The sequence below is a fragment of the Mangrovibacter sp. MFB070 genome, from assembly GCF_000705335.1.
GTDB lineage: Bacteria > Pseudomonadota > Gammaproteobacteria > Enterobacterales > Enterobacteriaceae > Mangrovibacter > Mangrovibacter plantisponsor.
Window position 1 is genome coordinate 19368 of the sequence record NZ_JJMI01000022.1, and the last position, 16823, is coordinate 36190.

At 51.6% G+C, this 16823-nt stretch carries 14 protein-coding genes; 8 read left to right on the forward strand and 6 right to left on the reverse strand.

All coding sequences use genetic code 11. From position 1 onward, the window contains the following. Window positions 1–6: 6 nt before the first annotated feature. The 4 genes from DT73_RS09430 to gsiD all read left to right on the forward strand — a co-directional run bounded on the left by DT73_RS09430 (window position 7) and on the right by gsiD (window position 5373). On the forward strand, window positions 7–1854 hold the full coding sequence (locus tag DT73_RS09430; RefSeq protein ID WP_036107572.1) for a dipeptide ABC transporter ATP-binding protein: 1848 nt from the start codon (window positions 7–9) through the stop codon (window positions 1852–1854). A gap of 42 nt (window positions 1855–1896) precedes the next feature. Then, complete coding sequence (gene gsiB, locus DT73_RS09435; protein WP_084172264.1) at window positions 1897–3441, forward strand: glutathione ABC transporter substrate-binding protein GsiB; 1545 nt, start codon at window positions 1897–1899, stop codon at window positions 3439–3441. A 78-nt stretch (window positions 3442–3519) separates the two neighbouring features. Next, the gene (gene gsiC / locus DT73_RS09440) at window positions 3520–4440 is read left to right on the forward strand and encodes a glutathione ABC transporter permease GsiC (protein ID WP_036107574.1); all 921 of its coding nucleotides are present in this window, start codon (window positions 3520–3522) and stop codon (window positions 4438–4440) included. 18 nt (window positions 4441–4458) lie between these two features. Further along, complete coding sequence (gene gsiD, locus DT73_RS09445; protein ID WP_036107576.1) at window positions 4459–5373, forward strand: glutathione ABC transporter permease GsiD; 915 nt, start codon at window positions 4459–4461, stop codon at window positions 5371–5373. Window positions 5374–5473: 100 nt separating this feature from the next. Here the strand turns inward: gsiD and rimO are convergent, their stop codons facing one another. Beyond that, window positions 5474–6784: a 30S ribosomal protein S12 methylthiotransferase RimO gene (gene rimO / locus DT73_RS09450; RefSeq protein WP_036107578.1), complete on the reverse strand. Its 1311-nt coding sequence runs from the start codon at window positions 6782–6784 to the stop codon at window positions 5474–5476. A gap of 203 nt (window positions 6785–6987) precedes the next feature. Between rimO and DT73_RS09455 the strand changes: the two genes are divergently transcribed. Continuing rightward, window positions 6988–7374, forward strand: coding sequence for a biofilm formation regulator BssR (locus DT73_RS09455; protein WP_051691328.1), 387 nt, complete (start codon window positions 6988–6990; stop codon window positions 7372–7374). A 53-nt stretch (window positions 7375–7427) separates the two neighbouring features. On the opposite strand, the gene DT73_RS09460 is transcribed toward DT73_RS09455, so the two are convergent. Further along, window positions 7428–8054: a glutathione S-transferase family protein gene (locus tag DT73_RS09460; RefSeq protein ID WP_036108704.1), complete on the reverse strand. Its 627-nt coding sequence runs from the start codon at window positions 8052–8054 to the stop codon at window positions 7428–7430. A 239-nt stretch (window positions 8055–8293) separates the two neighbouring features. Here DT73_RS09460 and dacC point away from each other — a divergent pair, with 239 nt between their 5' ends. Then, window positions 8294–9502, forward strand: a complete 1209-nt coding sequence (gene dacC / locus DT73_RS09465) for a serine-type D-Ala-D-Ala carboxypeptidase (RefSeq protein WP_036107580.1) — start codon at window positions 8294–8296, stop codon at window positions 9500–9502. Window positions 9503–9550: 48 nt separating this feature from the next. On the opposite strand, the gene deoR is transcribed toward dacC, so the two are convergent. From deoR to DT73_RS09480, 3 genes are all read right to left on the reverse strand, one after another. Beyond that, complete coding sequence (gene deoR / locus DT73_RS09470; RefSeq protein ID WP_036107582.1) at window positions 9551–10321, reverse strand: DNA-binding transcriptional repressor DeoR; 771 nt, start codon at window positions 10319–10321, stop codon at window positions 9551–9553. Between the two features lie 69 nt (window positions 10322–10390). Then, the gene (ybjG, locus tag DT73_RS09475) at window positions 10391–10999 is read right to left on the reverse strand and encodes an undecaprenyl-diphosphate phosphatase (RefSeq protein ID WP_152552507.1); all 609 of its coding nucleotides are present in this window, start codon (window positions 10997–10999) and stop codon (window positions 10391–10393) included. Beyond that, entirely contained in the window at window positions 10996–11727 is a 732-nt protein-coding gene (locus DT73_RS09480; protein ID WP_036107586.1) for a phosphatase PAP2 family protein, read from the reverse strand. Before DT73_RS09480 ends, ybjG begins: the two co-directional genes overlap by 4 nt. Window positions 11728–11902: 175 nt before the next feature. On the opposite strand from DT73_RS09480, the gene DT73_RS09485 reads away from it, so the two are divergent. After that, a complete protein-coding gene (locus DT73_RS09485) occupies window positions 11903–13123 on the forward strand; it encodes an MFS transporter (RefSeq protein ID WP_036107589.1) in 1221 nt (406 codons plus the stop codon). A 16-nt stretch (window positions 13124–13139) separates the two neighbouring features. On the opposite strand, the gene DT73_RS09490 is transcribed toward DT73_RS09485, so the two are convergent. Continuing rightward, window positions 13140–14345 carry an MFS transporter gene (locus DT73_RS09490; RefSeq protein WP_036107591.1) on the reverse strand — a complete coding sequence of 402 codons (1206 nt, stop codon included), beginning with the start codon at window positions 14343–14345 and terminating at the stop codon, window positions 13140–13142. 214 nt (window positions 14346–14559) lie between these two features. Here DT73_RS09490 and DT73_RS09495 point away from each other — a divergent pair, with 214 nt between their 5' ends. After that, a complete protein-coding gene (locus DT73_RS09495) occupies window positions 14560–16788 on the forward strand; it encodes a TonB-dependent siderophore receptor (protein ID WP_036107593.1) in 2229 nt (742 codons plus the stop codon). Window positions 16789–16823 lie beyond the last annotated feature (35 nt).

Here is a 16823-nt window from a genome sequence, read left to right on the forward strand (position 1 = left end):
GTGAGTATGCTGAATCTGCCGGAAAACCAGGTCCTTTCCGTTTCCAATCTTAATGTTTCCTTCTCTGATGGCAGGCAGGATATTGCTGTGGTGAACAACCTCAGCTTTACGCTGGCTCGTGGGGAAACACTGGCTTTGGTTGGTGAATCCGGGGCCGGTAAGTCTGTTGTGGCGATGGCCCTGATGCAACTGACCGACCCGGCGGCAGGCAAAGTGAAGAGCGATGCCATGCTGTTACGCAGGCGTAACGACCAGGTGGTTTCTCTCAGCGATATCAGTAAATCGCAATTACGCTCGGTGCGCGGGGCGGATATTGCAATGGTGTTTCAGGAGCCGATGCGTTCACTTAACCCGGTATTTACTGTGGGTGAACAGGTGGCTGAATCTATCCGCCTTCATCAGGGTCTGAGTTTCCGTAGTGCATTGAATGAAGCGGAAAGGATGCTTGAACGGGTGCGGATCCCTGATGCCGGCCAGGTGATGTCGCGCTACCCTCACCAGCTATCCGGTGGGATGCGCCAGCGGGTGATGATTGCTATGGCGTTGTCATCACGCCCGGCGGTACTGATTGCTGACGAGCCCACCACCGCACTGGATGTGACCATTCAGGCGCAAATCCTGCAGTTAATTCGCGTTCTTCAACAAGAAATGGATATGGGGGTGATCTTTATCACCCATGATATGAGTGTAGTTGCCGGTATGGCTGACCGCATTTTGGTGATGCAGGATGGCCGCAAGGTGGAAGAAGGTGAGACCACTGAACTCCTGAGTGCTCCACAGCATCCATATACCCGCGAAATGCTGGCATCTGTTCTGCATTTTGGCGCGATGCAGGGCTCTTCACTTCCTCGTATTTTCCCGCGCTCAAATAGTTCGGCAGACACTGAGCAGGGCACGCAGGACACAGTATGTGTACAAGAAAAACCTGTTCTGTCGGTATCCGGCCTGGTGGCGCGTTTCCCAATTCGCAGTGGGGTGTTTAACCGTATAACCCGCCAGGTACATGCAGTGGAACAAGTTAGCTTTGATTTGTGGCCCGGGGAAACGCTGGCATTAATGGGGGAATCGGGTTGCGGTAAGTCTTCGGTTGGCCGCGCGTTATTGCGCCTGGTGGCAAGTACGGGAGAGGTTGAAATTGATGGCTGCCGTATGGATACCTTGCAGGGCGCGAAGTTACAGGCCGCACGCCGGGATATTCAGTATATTCCCCAGGACCCGTGGGCTTCTTTAGACCCGCGCATGACCATTGGTGAAACGGTGATGGAACCCTTGCTGATTCACCGGGCTATGAGCCGGGCCGATGCCGGCAAATATGTGGTTGAACTCTTAGCCCGTGTGGGGCTGAAACCGGAACATGCGTTACGTTTCCCTCACCAGTTTTCTGGCGGGCAACGGCAAAGAATTTGTATCGCCCGGGCGCTGGCATTAAAACCCAAAGTCATTATCGCCGATGAGCCGGTGTCTTCGCTCGATATGCCCATCCGCGGGCAAATCATTAATTTGTTGATGTCGTTGCAGCGTGAAACCGGTATCGCGTGTTTATTGATTTCACATGATATGGCGGTGGTCGAGCGTATCAGCCACCGGGTTGCTGTTATGTATTTGGGGCAGATAGTGGAAGTTGGCACGCGGCAGGATGTGTTCGATAACCCACTACACCCTTACACGCAGCGCCTGCTGGCAGCGGTTCCGGTTATCGATCCTGCCCGCCGGCACCGCCCACGTATTTTGTTGTCCGATGATCCGCCATCGCCCATCCGGCGTATTGGCGATGAGCCTTTTGTTGCGCCGTTGCTTGAAGTCTCGCCCGGCCATTTCGTAGCCCGTCACCCTATTGTTGGGGCGGTTTCTTAACTTCGGAGTTGGGCTTACCAGCCTGCTTTTCAGGAGAATGTTATGCGACAACGCAGTGGGCTACTTTGGGGAGTGTGGAGTATTGCGCTGGTGGCCTGGCTTGGCCTGAGCCCCCCGGCGCTGGCTAATAAAGATATTATTGTTGCTGTGGGTTCCAATTTCACAACCCTGGATCCTTATGACGCTAATGACACGTTGTCGCAGGCGGTAGCAAAGTCGTTTTATCAGGGGTTATTTGGCCTTGACCGGAATATGAAAGTTATCCCGGTGCTGGCGAAAACCTGGCAGGTTTCTCCGGATGGCCTGGATTACACCATAACTTTGCGTGAAGGCATTAAGTTTCAGGATGGTACGGATTTTAATGCTGAGGCGGTAAAAATAAATCTGGACCGGGCCAGAAACCCGGAGAATCGTCTTAAGCGTTATAACCTGTATAAAGACATAACTCGCGTGGATGTACTGGATACCTTCAAGGTACGCATTACGCTGAAAACACCGTATTCCGCATTTATCAACGTACTTGCTCACCCGGCAACGGTAATGATTTCCCCTGAGGCCTTGCATCAGTGGGGGCGGCATATTGGTTTTCACCCAGTAGGCACCGGGCCTTATGTGCTCGATACCTGGAATACCACAGACTATTTGCGGGTGAAAAAATTCACCGGTTACTGGCAACCTGGCCTGCCAAAGCTTGACAGCATCACCTGGCGGCCAGTGGTGGACAACAACACCCGGGCATCCATGCTGCAAACTGGAGAAGCCACTTTTGCGTTCCCCATCCCCTATGAGCAGGCTCCTGTTCTGGAGAAAAACCCGGATATTGAACTGGTTTCCACGCCGTCTATCATGCAGCGCTATATCAGTATGAATGTCACCCGCAAGCCGTTTAATGATATTCGGGTACGGGAAGCAATTAATTATGCGATTAATCGCGATGCACTGGTGAAAGTGGCCTTTGCCGGGTATGCCACACCTGCGACGGGAATTGTTCCACCGGCGATTGCCGGGGCCACGCAGTATGCTCCCTGGCCCTGGGACCCGGCCAAAGCACGGGAGTTATTGCGCGAAGCGGGCTATCCGAATGGTTTCACCACCACGTTATGGTCATCTCATAATCACAGTACGGCACAGAAAGTTCTGCAGTTTCTCCAGCAACAACTGGCAACTGTTGGCATTCAAACGAAAATCACTGCACTGGATGCCGGAAGGCGGGCCGCATTAGTTGAGGCGAAAGACCAGGAAGAAAGTGATGTGCGGTTGTTCTATACCGGCTGGTCTGCTTCAACCGGCGAAGCAAACTGGGCGCTGGCTCCGCTGTTTGCTACCCAAAACTGGCCGCCAGTATTGTTCAATACCGCGTTTTACAGCAACTCTCAGGTTGACCGTAACCTGGCGCTGGCTTTAAAAACAACCAATGAGCAGGAGAAAGCCCGTTTGTATAAAAATACCCAGGACATCATTTGGCATGACGCGCCGTGGGTTCCACTGGTTGTTGAAAAGTTGGTTTCAGCGCATCGTAAGCAACTGACCGGTTTTTATGTCATGCCCGATACCGGGTTTAGTTTTGACAATGCTGACCTTCAATAGGTGTTGCCCCGGGTGTGGCAGTCAGCGTAACCAAAGGATAGCTTTTTATTATGAATAACAACTGGATGTAGCCGCGGCATGTTGACTTATGTAGCAAAGCGCCTGCTTGGGCTTATCCCAACACTGTTTTTTGTCAGTGTACTGGTGTTTTTGTTTGTGCATTTACTGCCGGGTGACCCGGCAAGGCTGATGGCAGGCCCGGAAGCGGGGCCTGCAGTGGTCGAAATGGTGCGCAAACAGCTCGGCCTGGATGCGCCTTTATGGCAGCAATTTTTGCATTTTATTTGGCAGTTATTGCAGGGTGATTTCGGTATGTCGATGGTTTCTCATCGCCCGGTAACCGAGGAAATCGCTGCCCGCTTTATGCCTACGTTTTGGCTGGCCTGCCTGAGCATGCTTTGGGCTGTGATCTTTGGCTTAATCAGTGGTGTGGCGGCGGCCGTTTGGCGCAACCGCTGGCCGGATTACCTGAGTATGGCGCTGGCAGTAACGGGCATCTCTTTTCCGGCATTTGCCCTGGGAATGGTACTGATTCAGGTCTTTGCGGTGGATCTTGGCTGGTTCCCGGTTGTTGGGGCAGATACCTGGCGCCACTATATTCTGCCTTCCATTACATTAGGCGCGGGGGTTGCCGCAGTAATGGCCCGTTTTACGCGAGCGGCATTTGTTGATGTATTGCAGGAAGAGTACATGCGCACAGCCCGGGCAAAAGGGCTGCGTGAACAGGTGGTTATCCTGAAACATGGCTTGCGTAATGCAATGGTGCCAGTTGTCACCATGATGGGCCTGCAATTCGGTTTCTTGCTGGGCGGTTCGATTGTGGTGGAAAAGGTCTTTAACTGGCCCGGGCTTGGCAGGTTATTGGTGGATTCAGTAGAAATGCGTGATTACCCGGTGATTCAGGCCGAAGTTCTGCTGTTTTCTTTAATCTTTATTCTGATAAACCTGGCTGTGGACGTTATCTACGCCCTGTTGAATCCGGCCATTCGTTATAAGTAGAAGGGTGTAACGAGCAACATGACTCTGTTTAACTGGCGACGCCAGGCAATCATTAAAGCACTGCCTGTGATTCATCCGCTACGGGGTACACCTCCCTGGCGTACTTTCTGGGGCCGTTTTCGCCGCCAGCCCATTGCTGTGGCCGCTGGCGGATTTGTGTGCCTGCTGATTATCCTGGCTATCCTGGCACCATGGATTGCCCCTTATAATGCACAGACTTACTACGATTACGACCAACTGAATGCCGGGCCTTCGCTGGCTCACTGGTTTGGTGTTGATTCCCTTGGGCGGGATATTTTTTCCCGGGTGTTGGTTGGCGCGCGTATTTCGCTGGCGGCCGGCGTTCTGGCGGTGTTTATTGGGATGGTGATAGGCTCCGGGCTTGGGCTGGTGGCTGGTTATTATGAAGGCTGGTATGACCGGCTGATTATGCGCCTGTGCGATGTGATGTTTGCTTTCCCGGGGATTTTACTGGCTATTGCGGTTGTGGCTGTGATGGGCAATGGGATGAGTAATGTGATTATCGCGGTTGCTATCTTTAGTATCCCGGCGTTTGCCCGCCTGGTCAGAGGCAATACGCTGGTATTGAAAAACCAGATGTTTATTGAGTCTGTGCGCAGCATTGGTGCTTCTGACTGGGTTATTTTAGTACGCCATATTCTGCCTGGTACGTTGTCATCTATTCTGGTGTTCCTGACTATGCGTATTGGGTTATCTATTATTTCCGCATCCAGCCTGTCATTTCTGGGGATGGGCGCGCAATCGCCAACGCCGGAGTGGGGCGTGATGCTCAGCGAAGCCCGAAGCGATATGGTGATGGCTCCTCATGTTGCTATTTTCCCAAGCCTGGCTATTTTCCTGAGCGTACTGGCGTTTAACTTGCTTGGTGACGGGCTACGGGATGCACTGGAAGGCGATGGCCCGGAATCGTAACGGAAAATACCGGCAGGACTATGAACAGAGAAGGTTTGTTGGGTGCAGCACAGGTGTGTAATGAAACCTCAGGCCATAAAACAGGCCTGAGGTTAGTGGGTTAGCGAACCAGTGACCCCCACAGATCGTATTCGTCTGCGTTTTCCACTTTCACTTTAACGATATCCCCGGCTTTCAGGTGGGTTTCACCATTCAGGTATACCGCGCCGTCAATTTCTGGTGCATCCGCCATGCTTCGGCCAATCGCGCCTTCTTCATCGGTTTCATCAATCATAACCAGAATTTCCCGGCCCACTTTTTCTTGCAGGCGTTCCGCAGAAATTTTCTGCTGCAACTGCATAAAGCGGTGGAAGCGCTCTTCTTTGATATCTTCTGGCACCGGAGACGGCAGCTCATTGGCTGTGGCACCTTCTACCGGGCTGTATTTAAAGCAGCCGACACGGTCGAGGCGTGCTTCGGTAATGAAATCCAGCAGCATCTGGAAGTCTTCTTCAGTTTCCCCCGGGAAGCCGACAATAAAAGTTGAACGCAGGGTTAACTCAGGGCAAATTTCGCGCCAGCGCTTAATGCGCTCAAGGGTACGCTCAACAGCTCCCGGGCGTTTCATCAGCTTCAGGATCCTGGGGCTGGCATGCTGCAGCGGGATATCAAGGTAAGGCAGAATTTTGCCTTCCGCCATCAACGGGATGACTTCATCTACGTGAGGATACGGGTAGACATAGTGCAGGCGAGTCCAGACACCAAGGCGGGAAAGCTGTTCACACAGGCTGACCATGCTGGTTTTTACCGGTTGCCCATTCCAGAACCCGGTACGGTGCTTCACATCAACGCCGTAGGCAGAGGTGTCCTGAGAAATAACCAGCAGTTCTTTGACACCGGCTTCAACCAGGCGTTTGGCTTCATCCAGCACTTCACCAATTGCCCGGCTGTCAAGGTCACCACGCATGGAAGGGATGATACAGAAAGTGCAGCGATGGTTGCAGCCTTCTGAAATTTTCAGGTAAGCGTAGTGGCGTGGCGTTAATTTAACACCCTGTTTGGGCACCAGGCTGACAAACGGGTCGTGCTCAGGTTTGGGCGCATAGTGGTGAACATGATTCAGCACTTGTTCATAGCTATGCGGGCCTGTGATTTCCAACACTTTAGGGTGGACATCACGGATTTGGTCTTCCTTTGCTCCCAGGCAACCGGTGACGATAACTTTACCGTTCTCGTTTAAGGCTTCACCAATCGCTTCCAGTGACTCCTGGACCGCGCTGTCGATAAAACCGCAGGTGTTAACGATGACCAGGTCGGCGTCATCATAACTGGGCACCACATCATAGCCTTCAGTACGTAATTCAGTCAGGATGCGTTCTGAATCCACCAGATTCTTTGGGCAACCTAACGACAGAAATCCAATTTTAGACATTTTTTATACAGTTCATTGCTCACAATCGGGCGATTATACCCAGTCAGCCCCATGACAGCCACAGTCTGGCGTGTAGCTGTAATGTAAATTCTGCAATCTGGTGGTTAAAAATTGACCTGCGGCAGTATTCAGCACAATAAACAGATCTAGCCTTATTGTATTAGCCAGAGTTATGTCTTTGGCTAATACCAAGGGAGGGATTTATGATGATCGCAAAAAAATGCAAAGCTGAACTGGTGGCAAAAATGACCGCAGCCCGGGCGGCGTTGCAGTGCTACTCAGAGTTGCGACGGGCCAAGGGGTATATGTCCGTTAACGAAGGGCTGCAGTTACGAGAAACATTGCTGGCGTTGTGCAATGACTTCCGTGACGACTGGCCTGCTATTCGGGCTGATTTGCCCGGTAGTGAAATTACTGATTTTCATCGGGCTATAGAAGCAGTGGCGTCGGCATCATTATGTTTATTATCGGGCGGGCACGATTGCCCATCGTACATAACCGTAGATGCCAGTAAATTGCAGGCATGTATTGATGACCTCGATGAGTGCCTGAACCACCTTGATTCACATGCTGAAGACGGGGTGACATAATAATATGTGGCGCGCTTTGGGAAAGAAGCGCGCCAGCACTGGTTTTTTGCCGGTCAACTAAGGGGAATCATCACAATACGCTGGAATGCCGGGCGTTCTGCCAGGCGTTGATACCAGTTACGCAGATGCGGCCATTCAGGCCAGGAGAGACCCAGGTTCAGTAGCCCATAAACGATGGGCGCCGGGGCGATATCCGCAATACCGAATTCTTCGCCAGACAGCCATGCAGAATCTGCCAGCGCCTGGTCCAGCATAGTCAGTAACTTTTCACACTCCTGGCGGCTTTGCTCAATACTTTGTTCATCGCGTTGTTCCGGTGGTGTTCTTACCAGAGGAAGGAAAACACCGCGAAAGGCGTAGGGGAGTGTGCTGGCCGACCAGTCCATCCACTTCTCACCCAGCGCACGTTTTGCCGGGTTTTCTGTCCACAGGGTTTGTTGCCCGTATTGTGCCGCCAGGTAGCGCACAATAACGTTGGACTCCCACAGGGTAATACCGGTTGCGTCATCCTGCAGGCAGGGGATAAGTGCGTTAGGGTTCATTGCCTGGTATTCCGGGTCGTGCGTTTTTCCAAACTGGCCACCTACAGGAATATTTTCATACTCCATCCCCAGTTCTTCCAGGCACCATAAAACTTTCTTCACATTGGTTGAGTTGTTTCTGCCCCAGACTGTTATCACCACTTTCTCCCAACTAGTAAATGAGTTTGTCAGTATGCGCGCAGGTACGCAATTTACCAACATGTTGTTTATTAATTAGTAACAATGAAAAGCAGGGTTCCCGGTTATCGCATAAACTTAAAAAACTTTACCAATTCAAGGTTTCTTTAACACAAGCCGCGCGTTAGGTTACTGGCTATCTTTTTTGGGCAGGTCGCAAGGCGCTGTTGTTTTGGAATGGATACTCAGGTGGCAAAGTTATGAATAAACGTGGTTTATCCTCCTCGTTTCGTGCCTGGTGCGCGGGAACAACACTTCTCTTACTCGTTTCCCCCCAGGTTTTTGCAGAGCCAGCCGCACCTGCGGCACCGGCCATTGATGCAAAAGCCTGGATCCTGATGGACTACGCCAGTGGCAAAGTGCTGGCGGAAGGGAATGCAGACGAAAAACTCGACCCCGCAAGCCTGACGAAACTGATGACCAGTTATGTCGTCGGCCAGGCTCTGAAAGCGGGTAAAATTCACCTTACAGATATGGTCACAGTGGGAGACGATGCCTGGGCGACCGGCAACCCGGCGCTGCGTGGCTCGTCGGTCATGTTTTTAAAGCCCCGGGATCGCGTGTCTGTTGATGACCTCAATAAAGGGATCGTTATTCAGTCTGGTAACGACGCCTGTATTGCCATGGCAGACTATATCGCTGGCAGCCAGGACGCTTTTGTTAACCTGATGAACGGTTATGCAAAACGCCTGAATCTGACCAATACCACTTTTAAAACGGTACACGGCCTGGATGCGCCAGGGCAGTTTACTACTGCGCGTGATATGGCGTTATTAGGCCAGGCGCTGGTGCGCGATGTGCCCAATGAGTACGCCGTCAACAAAGAGAAAGAGTTTACTTTTAATAATATTCGCCAGCCTAATCGCAACCGCTTGCTGTGGAGCAGTAGCCTGAATGTCGATGGCATGAAAACCGGCACGACCGCAGGGGCCGGGTATAACCTGGTCGCCTCTGCAACTCAAGGGGACATGCGGCTTATTTCAGTGGTGCTTGGGGCGAAAACTGACCGTATTCGTTTCAATGAATCGGAAAAATTACTGACGTGGGGTTTTCGGTTCTTTGAGACAGTAACCCCCATCAGCCCTGACCGGCCCTTTGTGACACAGCGTGTCTGGTATGGCGATAACTCAGAAGTCAACCTGGGGGCGGGTGATGCTGGCGCCATTACCATCCCGCGCGGGCAAATGAAAAACCTGCGGGCTTCTTACACACTAAACGCCCCTGAACTGACTGCGCCATTAAAAAAAGGTGAAGTTGTCGGGACCATTAATTTTCAACTGAATGGGCAAACTATTGAGCAGCGCCCGTTGGTTGTGATGGAAGCAGTGGAAGAGGGGGGCTTCTTCAGCCGGGTATGGGATTACATCCAGTTTAAATTCCACCAGTGGTTTGGTGGCTGGTTCTCCTGATAACCTGCTGGCTGTATTACCTTTCAGGCCCGGTTCTGCCGGGCCTTGTCATTCTTCACAGATAACCGTGATTGCACTGGTGAGTAACGCTGTCAGCTCCGCTTCTGAAGGGGCTTTGTCTGTTACCAGTGAATCAAATGCACTGAGTTCACCCATAAATACCCCACGGACTACGCCAAATTTACTGTGGTCTGCGACCAGAATATGGCGGCTTGCTGCTTTCATTGCCCAATGTTTTACAGGCAATTCATTGATATTAAAGCAAGTGATGCCTTTCTGAGAGGAAACGCCAGCAGCAGAGAAAAATGCCAGATCCGGGCGCAAATGATCCAGCGTTTCCTGAAAGGTCACGGGAGTAAAGACTGCATTTTCATGGTGAAACTCCCCACCGCACAGAATAACCTGGCACATGGGTTTTTCTTGCAGGCTCAGAAAGGTATTCAGGGAATAGCAAATGCCGGTAAACGGCAGGTCATCAGGAATGGCGTCAATAACCCAGGGAGTTGTGGTGCCACAGTCAAAAAAGACCGTATGATGCGGCTTAACGAGCTTTGCTGCCAGGCGGCCAATAAATTGTTTCTCTTTGACCAGCCGGTGCTTTTGTACGCTAAGTAAATAATTACTGGCATTGGCGGCATGTGCTTCTATTACCAGGTAGCCACCCAGTAATGATACCGGGGCATCGGTGGTATTAATATCACGCCGGATGGTCATTTCAGATACACCCAACAACCGTGCAGCATCTTTTAAATGGAGTTTGTCGCTGCGCTTAATTGCCAGAAGGAGTTGTTGAACTCGCTCGTCGTGTCGTGTTTCCATATTGCTCTCATTAAAAAACCCGGCGGCCAGTACCGGGTTAATGATTGCATCTTAGCGTCATGCGTGGGGTTAGTCACGCACCCAGCCTTTATTGATAAGTGCAGAGAAACAGAGCCGGTAAAGGCGCTGAACAATACGGAAAAGTTTAATGCCAGGCCCGGGCCAGAGAATTTGGCTGCTGAGGCAGGCAAGCAGCCCCACCAGAAAACCACCCACCATATCCATTGGCCAGTGGATGCCAAGGTACACGCGTGACCAGGCGATAGCGCACCCCAGAATTAGCATGAATATGCCTGACCACACTCTGTGCCAGAACAAGAATGCGATTGCGAAGGTGAAGATAACAGTACCATGGTCGCTGGGGAATGAATCATCGGCGCTGTGGTGTAGCCACTGATAACCAATACCCTCAGCAAATGGACGAGGGTGAGGGAAGGCCAGGCCCAGGCCCCAGGAAACCGCCAGGCTAACGGCCATAGCCATTGTGAGTTTGATAACCAGGTGCCGCTGGGTTGAAATCTGCTGGCGCGGGCCCCACAGCCACAAAGCGACTGCCAGTAAAGGCACAATTGAAATCATATCCCGCGCGATAAACACTGCGAGGCGAATCAGCCAGTCTGGAGACGCAGGTGTTGCGTTGATCAGCAAAAATAGTGTGGTATTAAGTGTTTCCATTATTTCCCTCTTCTAAACCACGCAAAACCCTGGGACAACCCAAAGTAACCGGCAACCTGTACCAGCCAGACCCACCAGCCGGCCCACAGGTTATGGCTGAAAAAGTGTGCGCCTCGCATCACCTGCCCATAACCCATTGCAAGCCCCAACAGGGTGCCACAGAACAAAGCAAACCAGGCCAGACGCGGTTTTTCCGGATAAAACCAAAAGAAAAACGCCATTGCCATAAAACCACTGGATGCATGCCCGCCTGGAAAACAACGCCCCGGACCACTCAGTGCAGGCACATTGCTTAACAGGGGGTACTCCACAGCATGGCCGCCAAAGGCAAGCAAATCCCAGGGGCAAGAGTGGTGGCTGGTTGCTTTCAAAATGCCAACAACAGCAGCGCCAAGGCCCATGAGAACCGCAATGACAACCATGCGAGGGTTCTTCTGCCATGCCCCTTTCACCAGAAAATAAGCGCCTGCAGCTATAACCAGATACTTCAGTAACCGGTGGTTAATTCTGTCCAGCCAGACATTTTCTTTCCATGGAAAGTGGTGAGTGACAGGGTCAAACCAGTAATGTGACAGTGAGTAATCCAGCACCTCATTGCGTGAAAACCAAAAAAAGATAACCCCCAGCACAGCCAGGGCAAGAAGCTGATAACCATAGAAATGTAGGGGCAGCAGGTAAAGGGGTTTTGTCCTGGTTTTTACTGGTGTGAGGTGATTTTTGTACTGTGACATGGTTTACCAAAGACACTGATTTATCAGCCTGTAATGCTAGACTGTTGTGCTTAAGAAAACCTTAAACAAAACTGACACAAAACTGTTTTTTTTTATTCACTACAATTTGTCTGGTGCTTTCGTAACAATTCCTTAAAATCGGCGCGAACATTCATCGACAGTAATCAGGGAAATAATGGGTAAAAAACGTAAATCATTCAGCTATATGGTTATTTTCCCACTTAGCCTGGTGCTGTATGAGTTTTCAACTTATATCGGAAACGACATGATCCAGCCGGGAATGCTGGCTGTCGTGGCTCAATTCCAGGCTGATGTTTCCTGGGTTTCTGGATCCATGACAGCTTACCTGGCGGGCGGGATGGTTTTGCAGTGGTTGCTTGGCCCATTATCTGACCGGCGCGGTCGGCGCCCGGTGATGCTGGCTGGCGCCCTGTGGTTTATTCTCACTTGCCTGGCAACATTGCTGGTACACGACATTGTGACTTTTACCGTGCTGCGTTTTATGCAGGGGGTTGGTCTGTGCTTTATTGGCGCAGTCGGGTACGCCGCAATACAAGAATCTTTTGATGAAGTGCGCTGTATAAAAATTACTGCGCTGATGGCAAATGTTGCGCTAATAGCACCTCTGCTTGGCCCACTGGCTGGTGCGGCCTGGGTTGCGGTTGCTCCCTGGGAGTGGATGTTTGTGTTATTTGCGGTTCTGGCACTGGTAGCCTTTATTGGGTTGTTGCGCACCATGCCAGAAACTGCCACCCGCATTGGTGAACCGCTTTCTCTGGCTGCTCTGGTGAAAGATTACGCGCAGGTATTGCGTAATGGGCGTTTCGTCGCCGGCGCTCTGGGCATTGGTTTTGTCTCATTGCCACTCCTGGCGTGGATAGCGCAATCTCCGGTGATGATTATTGAAGAACAAGGGTTGTCTTCCCTGGATTACGGGTTGCTGCAGGTACCTATTTTTGGCTCGTTGATTGCGGGCAACCTGGTGCTGGCAAAGCTCACGGCACGCCATGCTGTACGTAAACTGATTTGGCTGGGTGGCTGGCCGATTACGCTTGGGTTGCTACTGGCCGCACTGGCAACCTGGTCTGACCCACATGCATGGCTGTGGATGACAGCAGGTCTGAGCCTGTATGCTTTTGGTATTGGTCTGGCTAACGCCGGCCTGGTGCGTTTAACGCTCTTTTCCAGCGATATGAGTAAAGGTACGGTTTCTGCCGCAATGGGCATGTTGCAGATGCTGATTTTTATTGTGGGTATTGAATTCAGTAAACATGTTGAACTGGCGGGGGGAATGGGGGCTTTTTCTGCGGTAAACCTGGCTTGTGGCTTAATTTGGGCTGCCCTGACCACCTGGTTTTTGTGGGATAAAACCGCAGGTAGTAAGCAACAGCCCTGAAAGTACGTGCCGGGTTTCAGTCAGAACTGGTCGTTGCTGGCTGGGGTTTTGCCACTGCGCGGGCAACCAGTGCGGCAACTATCATCAGCGCCAGCACAACCACCATCGCCTGGCGCAAACCGTAGTGCTCCCCAAGGTAACCCAGCATTGGGGGGCCAACCAGAAAGGCGATATAGCCTGTTGCGGCAACGACGCTTACCCGGGCTGGCGCGTTGGGGCCGGTGTCGCTTGCTGCTGAAATGGTGAGCGGAAAACCCAGTGATGCGCCAGCGCCCCATAACAGAACAGCGCAGCCTGCCAGAAACGGGTTATCGACAAACACAATTATGCCAATCCCCAGCGCACCCAACAATGCGCTGGTGCGCACTACTGCAACCCGGTTATAGCGGTCAATAAACCAGCCGCCAGTAAACCGTCCCAGCGTCATTCCCAGTGTAAACCCGGTATAGATAAGTGTGCCGGATGTTTGGGAAAACCCATGACCATCCACCATCAGTAAAGATAGCCAGTCGGTAGCGGAACCTTCCGCCAGTGCCATCGCCAGAATAACAACCCCAATAAGAAGTAACTGAATATCACGCCAGAAGGGAATATGTGCAGGTTCGTTACCTTGCTCACCTGCGGTGGTGTTACCACTGTTATGTGGTGGGATGGCCCGCACCGCAAGAACCAGTGGAACCAGGCTGACCAGGCCCGCAATAAACAAATGAAAACTTACCGGCAGTTTTAACGCCGACAAACCAATCCCGGCGCCTGCTCCGATTAAGGTACCGAAGCTGTAACACCCGTGCATCATCGGTAACAGGGTTTTCCCGCGCAACCGCTCAACAATGGCACCTTCAACATTCACCGCTACCTCGGAGGCACCTAACCCGGCGCCCAGGCAGGCAAGCCCCAGAGAAAACAGCCAGGGCAGGCCCGGCAACAGCGCTCCGGACATCAGCAAGATACCGGTAACCACTAATGACATGGCAAGACGAATGACCTTACGGGTACCCAAACGGTTCACCAGCCAGCCTGAACTCAGAATGCCACTCATCGAGCCAATTGAGAGCCCGAACAGCACAATCCCCATTTCACCAATGGAGACTTGCAAGTCATCGCGAATGGCCGGAGTACGAGAGGCCCAGGAGGCCATCAGCAGGCCGGGGAGAAAAAATAACGCGAACAGCGCCCATGTGCGCTGGCGCAAGGCATGCGAAGAGGATAACGAGGAAAGCATAAAATCCCTGTAACTAAATTCCGATTAATGAACAGTAACAACTGCACGAAAGGTTGTACATAAGTGCAGCAAGAAACTTTTTTGTTATGGCTATGATAACCAATTGATTATGTTTGCTTATATATAACCAATTGCCGGGAAAGCCTGATCTCGATCAAAAGGTGAGGTTCGTCACAGATCGTAATATAATACTTTATATTGCGATGATTACAAAATGAACAAAACAAAGCTTGCATTACTCATTCCTTTATTGGCAGGAACGCTCCCCACTCCAGGGTTCAGCGCAGTTTCAGAAGACAGTTCGGCGACCAGTAGCACGCCAGCAACCACCAGTAAGTCTGGTAAAGAAGACAAAATAGTGGTGACGGCGAAGCAACAAAGCCAGGGCGACACAACTCAGGAGGCAAAATCCGGTGCCGGTTTTACCACGCAGCAGGTTAATGTAGGGCCGCTGGGGGATAAAAGCTGGACTGATACCCCGTATTCCACCACCACTATCACTCACCAAATGATTGATAACCAGCAGGCGAAAAGTGTCAGTGAGTTACTGAAATATGCGCCAAGTACCCAGATGGAAGCCCGCGGTGGTATGGATGTGGGCCGCCCACAAAGCCGTGGTATGGAAGGCAGTGTGGTGGCGAATACACGGCTTGATGGCCTGAACATGGTTGCCACCACGGCGTTCCCGGTAGAAATGCTGGAACGCGTGGATGTGCTTAACAGCCTGACAGGTGCACTTTATGGCCCTGCCAGCCCGGCAGGGCAATTTAACTTTGTGGCGAAACGCCCTACAGATCAGCCTTTGCACCGCGTCACTCTGGGTTATCAGAGCCGTGGCGCCTACACCGGCCATGTTGATTTAGGCGGCCATGTTGATGATGGTAAATTTGGTTATCGAGTCAATTTATTGCACGAAGAAGGTGAAGGTGATGTTGCTGGTAGCACGTTGCGCAGGAAATTAGCCGCTGTAGCGCTCGACTGGAATATTCAGCCCGGCACGCAGGTTCAACTGGATGCCAGCCATTATGAGTTTATTCAGAAAGGTTACCCCTCAGGGTTCAGCTATGCCAATGGTATAAACCTTCCTTCAGCGTCCAAACTTAATCCGAAAAACAGAAACTACGCGCTGGATACCGCGGGTATGGATCTGACAACTGACACCATCAGCACCCGTTTATTACAGGATTTCAATGATGGCTGGTCTCTGACAGCCGGTGTGGGTTACCAACAGGCTGACCGCGCAATGCGCTCTGTCTCAAATACGATTAGCGATAACAATGGCACGCTGACCCGTAGCCTGTCTGATTCCAGTGCAGCAGGGCGTTTCAGGGTGTTGAGCAATATGCTCAGCCTTAATGGGCATGTTGATACTGGCAGTATTGGGCACGATCTTGCTTTCGCAACATCGGGGTATGTCTGGAGTATCTACTCTGCGAAAGGCAGCAGTGTGCGGTACAGCCTGGGAACCACGGATTTATATGACCCGGATTCTATGGATGAACCGGGTGATGGTAAAATTATCACCAATGGTGACCGTTATCGTTCCAGTACCAATACCCAGCAAAGCATCACCGCCGGTGACACGGTGACCTTTACACCAAAATGGTCGGCCATGTTCTACCTTAGCCAGAGTTGGCTGGAAACTGCCAATTACTCCAGCTCCGGTACTAAAAGCAGCCAGGTTAACCAGGATGGTCTGAGCCCGAACGTCGCTTTAATGTATAAAATCACACCTGATGTGATGGCTTATGTGAGCTATGCGGATTCTCTGGAACAGGGCGATACCGTTCCCACCGGAGAAGGGCTGAGCAATGAAGGGCAGACTCTCGATCCGATTCGCAGCAAACAATATGAAGTTGGTCTGAAAGCCGAGGTGAACAACATGCACCTTGGTGCTGCGCTGTTTCGCCTGAAACGCCCCTTCGCCTATGTTGACTCGACTGACATGGTTTACAAAGAAGAAGGGGATCAGGTAAATAATGGCCTGGAACTGACGGCATCTGGCCCGGTTATGGAAGGCCTGAATATCTACAGTGGCGTTACCTTCCTTGACCCGCAACTAAAAAATACTGTTTCCGAAAGCACCAGTAATAAATGGGTTGTTGGGGTACCAAAAGTACAGGCAAATATGCTGGTGGAATACAGTCTGCCGAGTATGCCGCAACTGGTCTATAGCGCCAATGTGCACTATACCGGTAAACGCGCGGCAAACGATACGAATACCACCTGGGCCGGGAGTTACACCACGCTGGATTTAGGTACCCGTTATTCCACGGTATTTGAAAATATTCCCACGACATTACGCCTTTCCGTTAATAACGTAACCAATCGGCGTTATTGGGCATCCATCTTCCCTGCATCAACCGATGGCTCTGGTACGTCCAACAGCGCTTTCCTGGGTACAGGACGCGAAGTTCGTGCAACGGTAACGTTTGATTTTTGATTGATTCTGAGGCCGCTTCTTTATTGAAGCGGTAA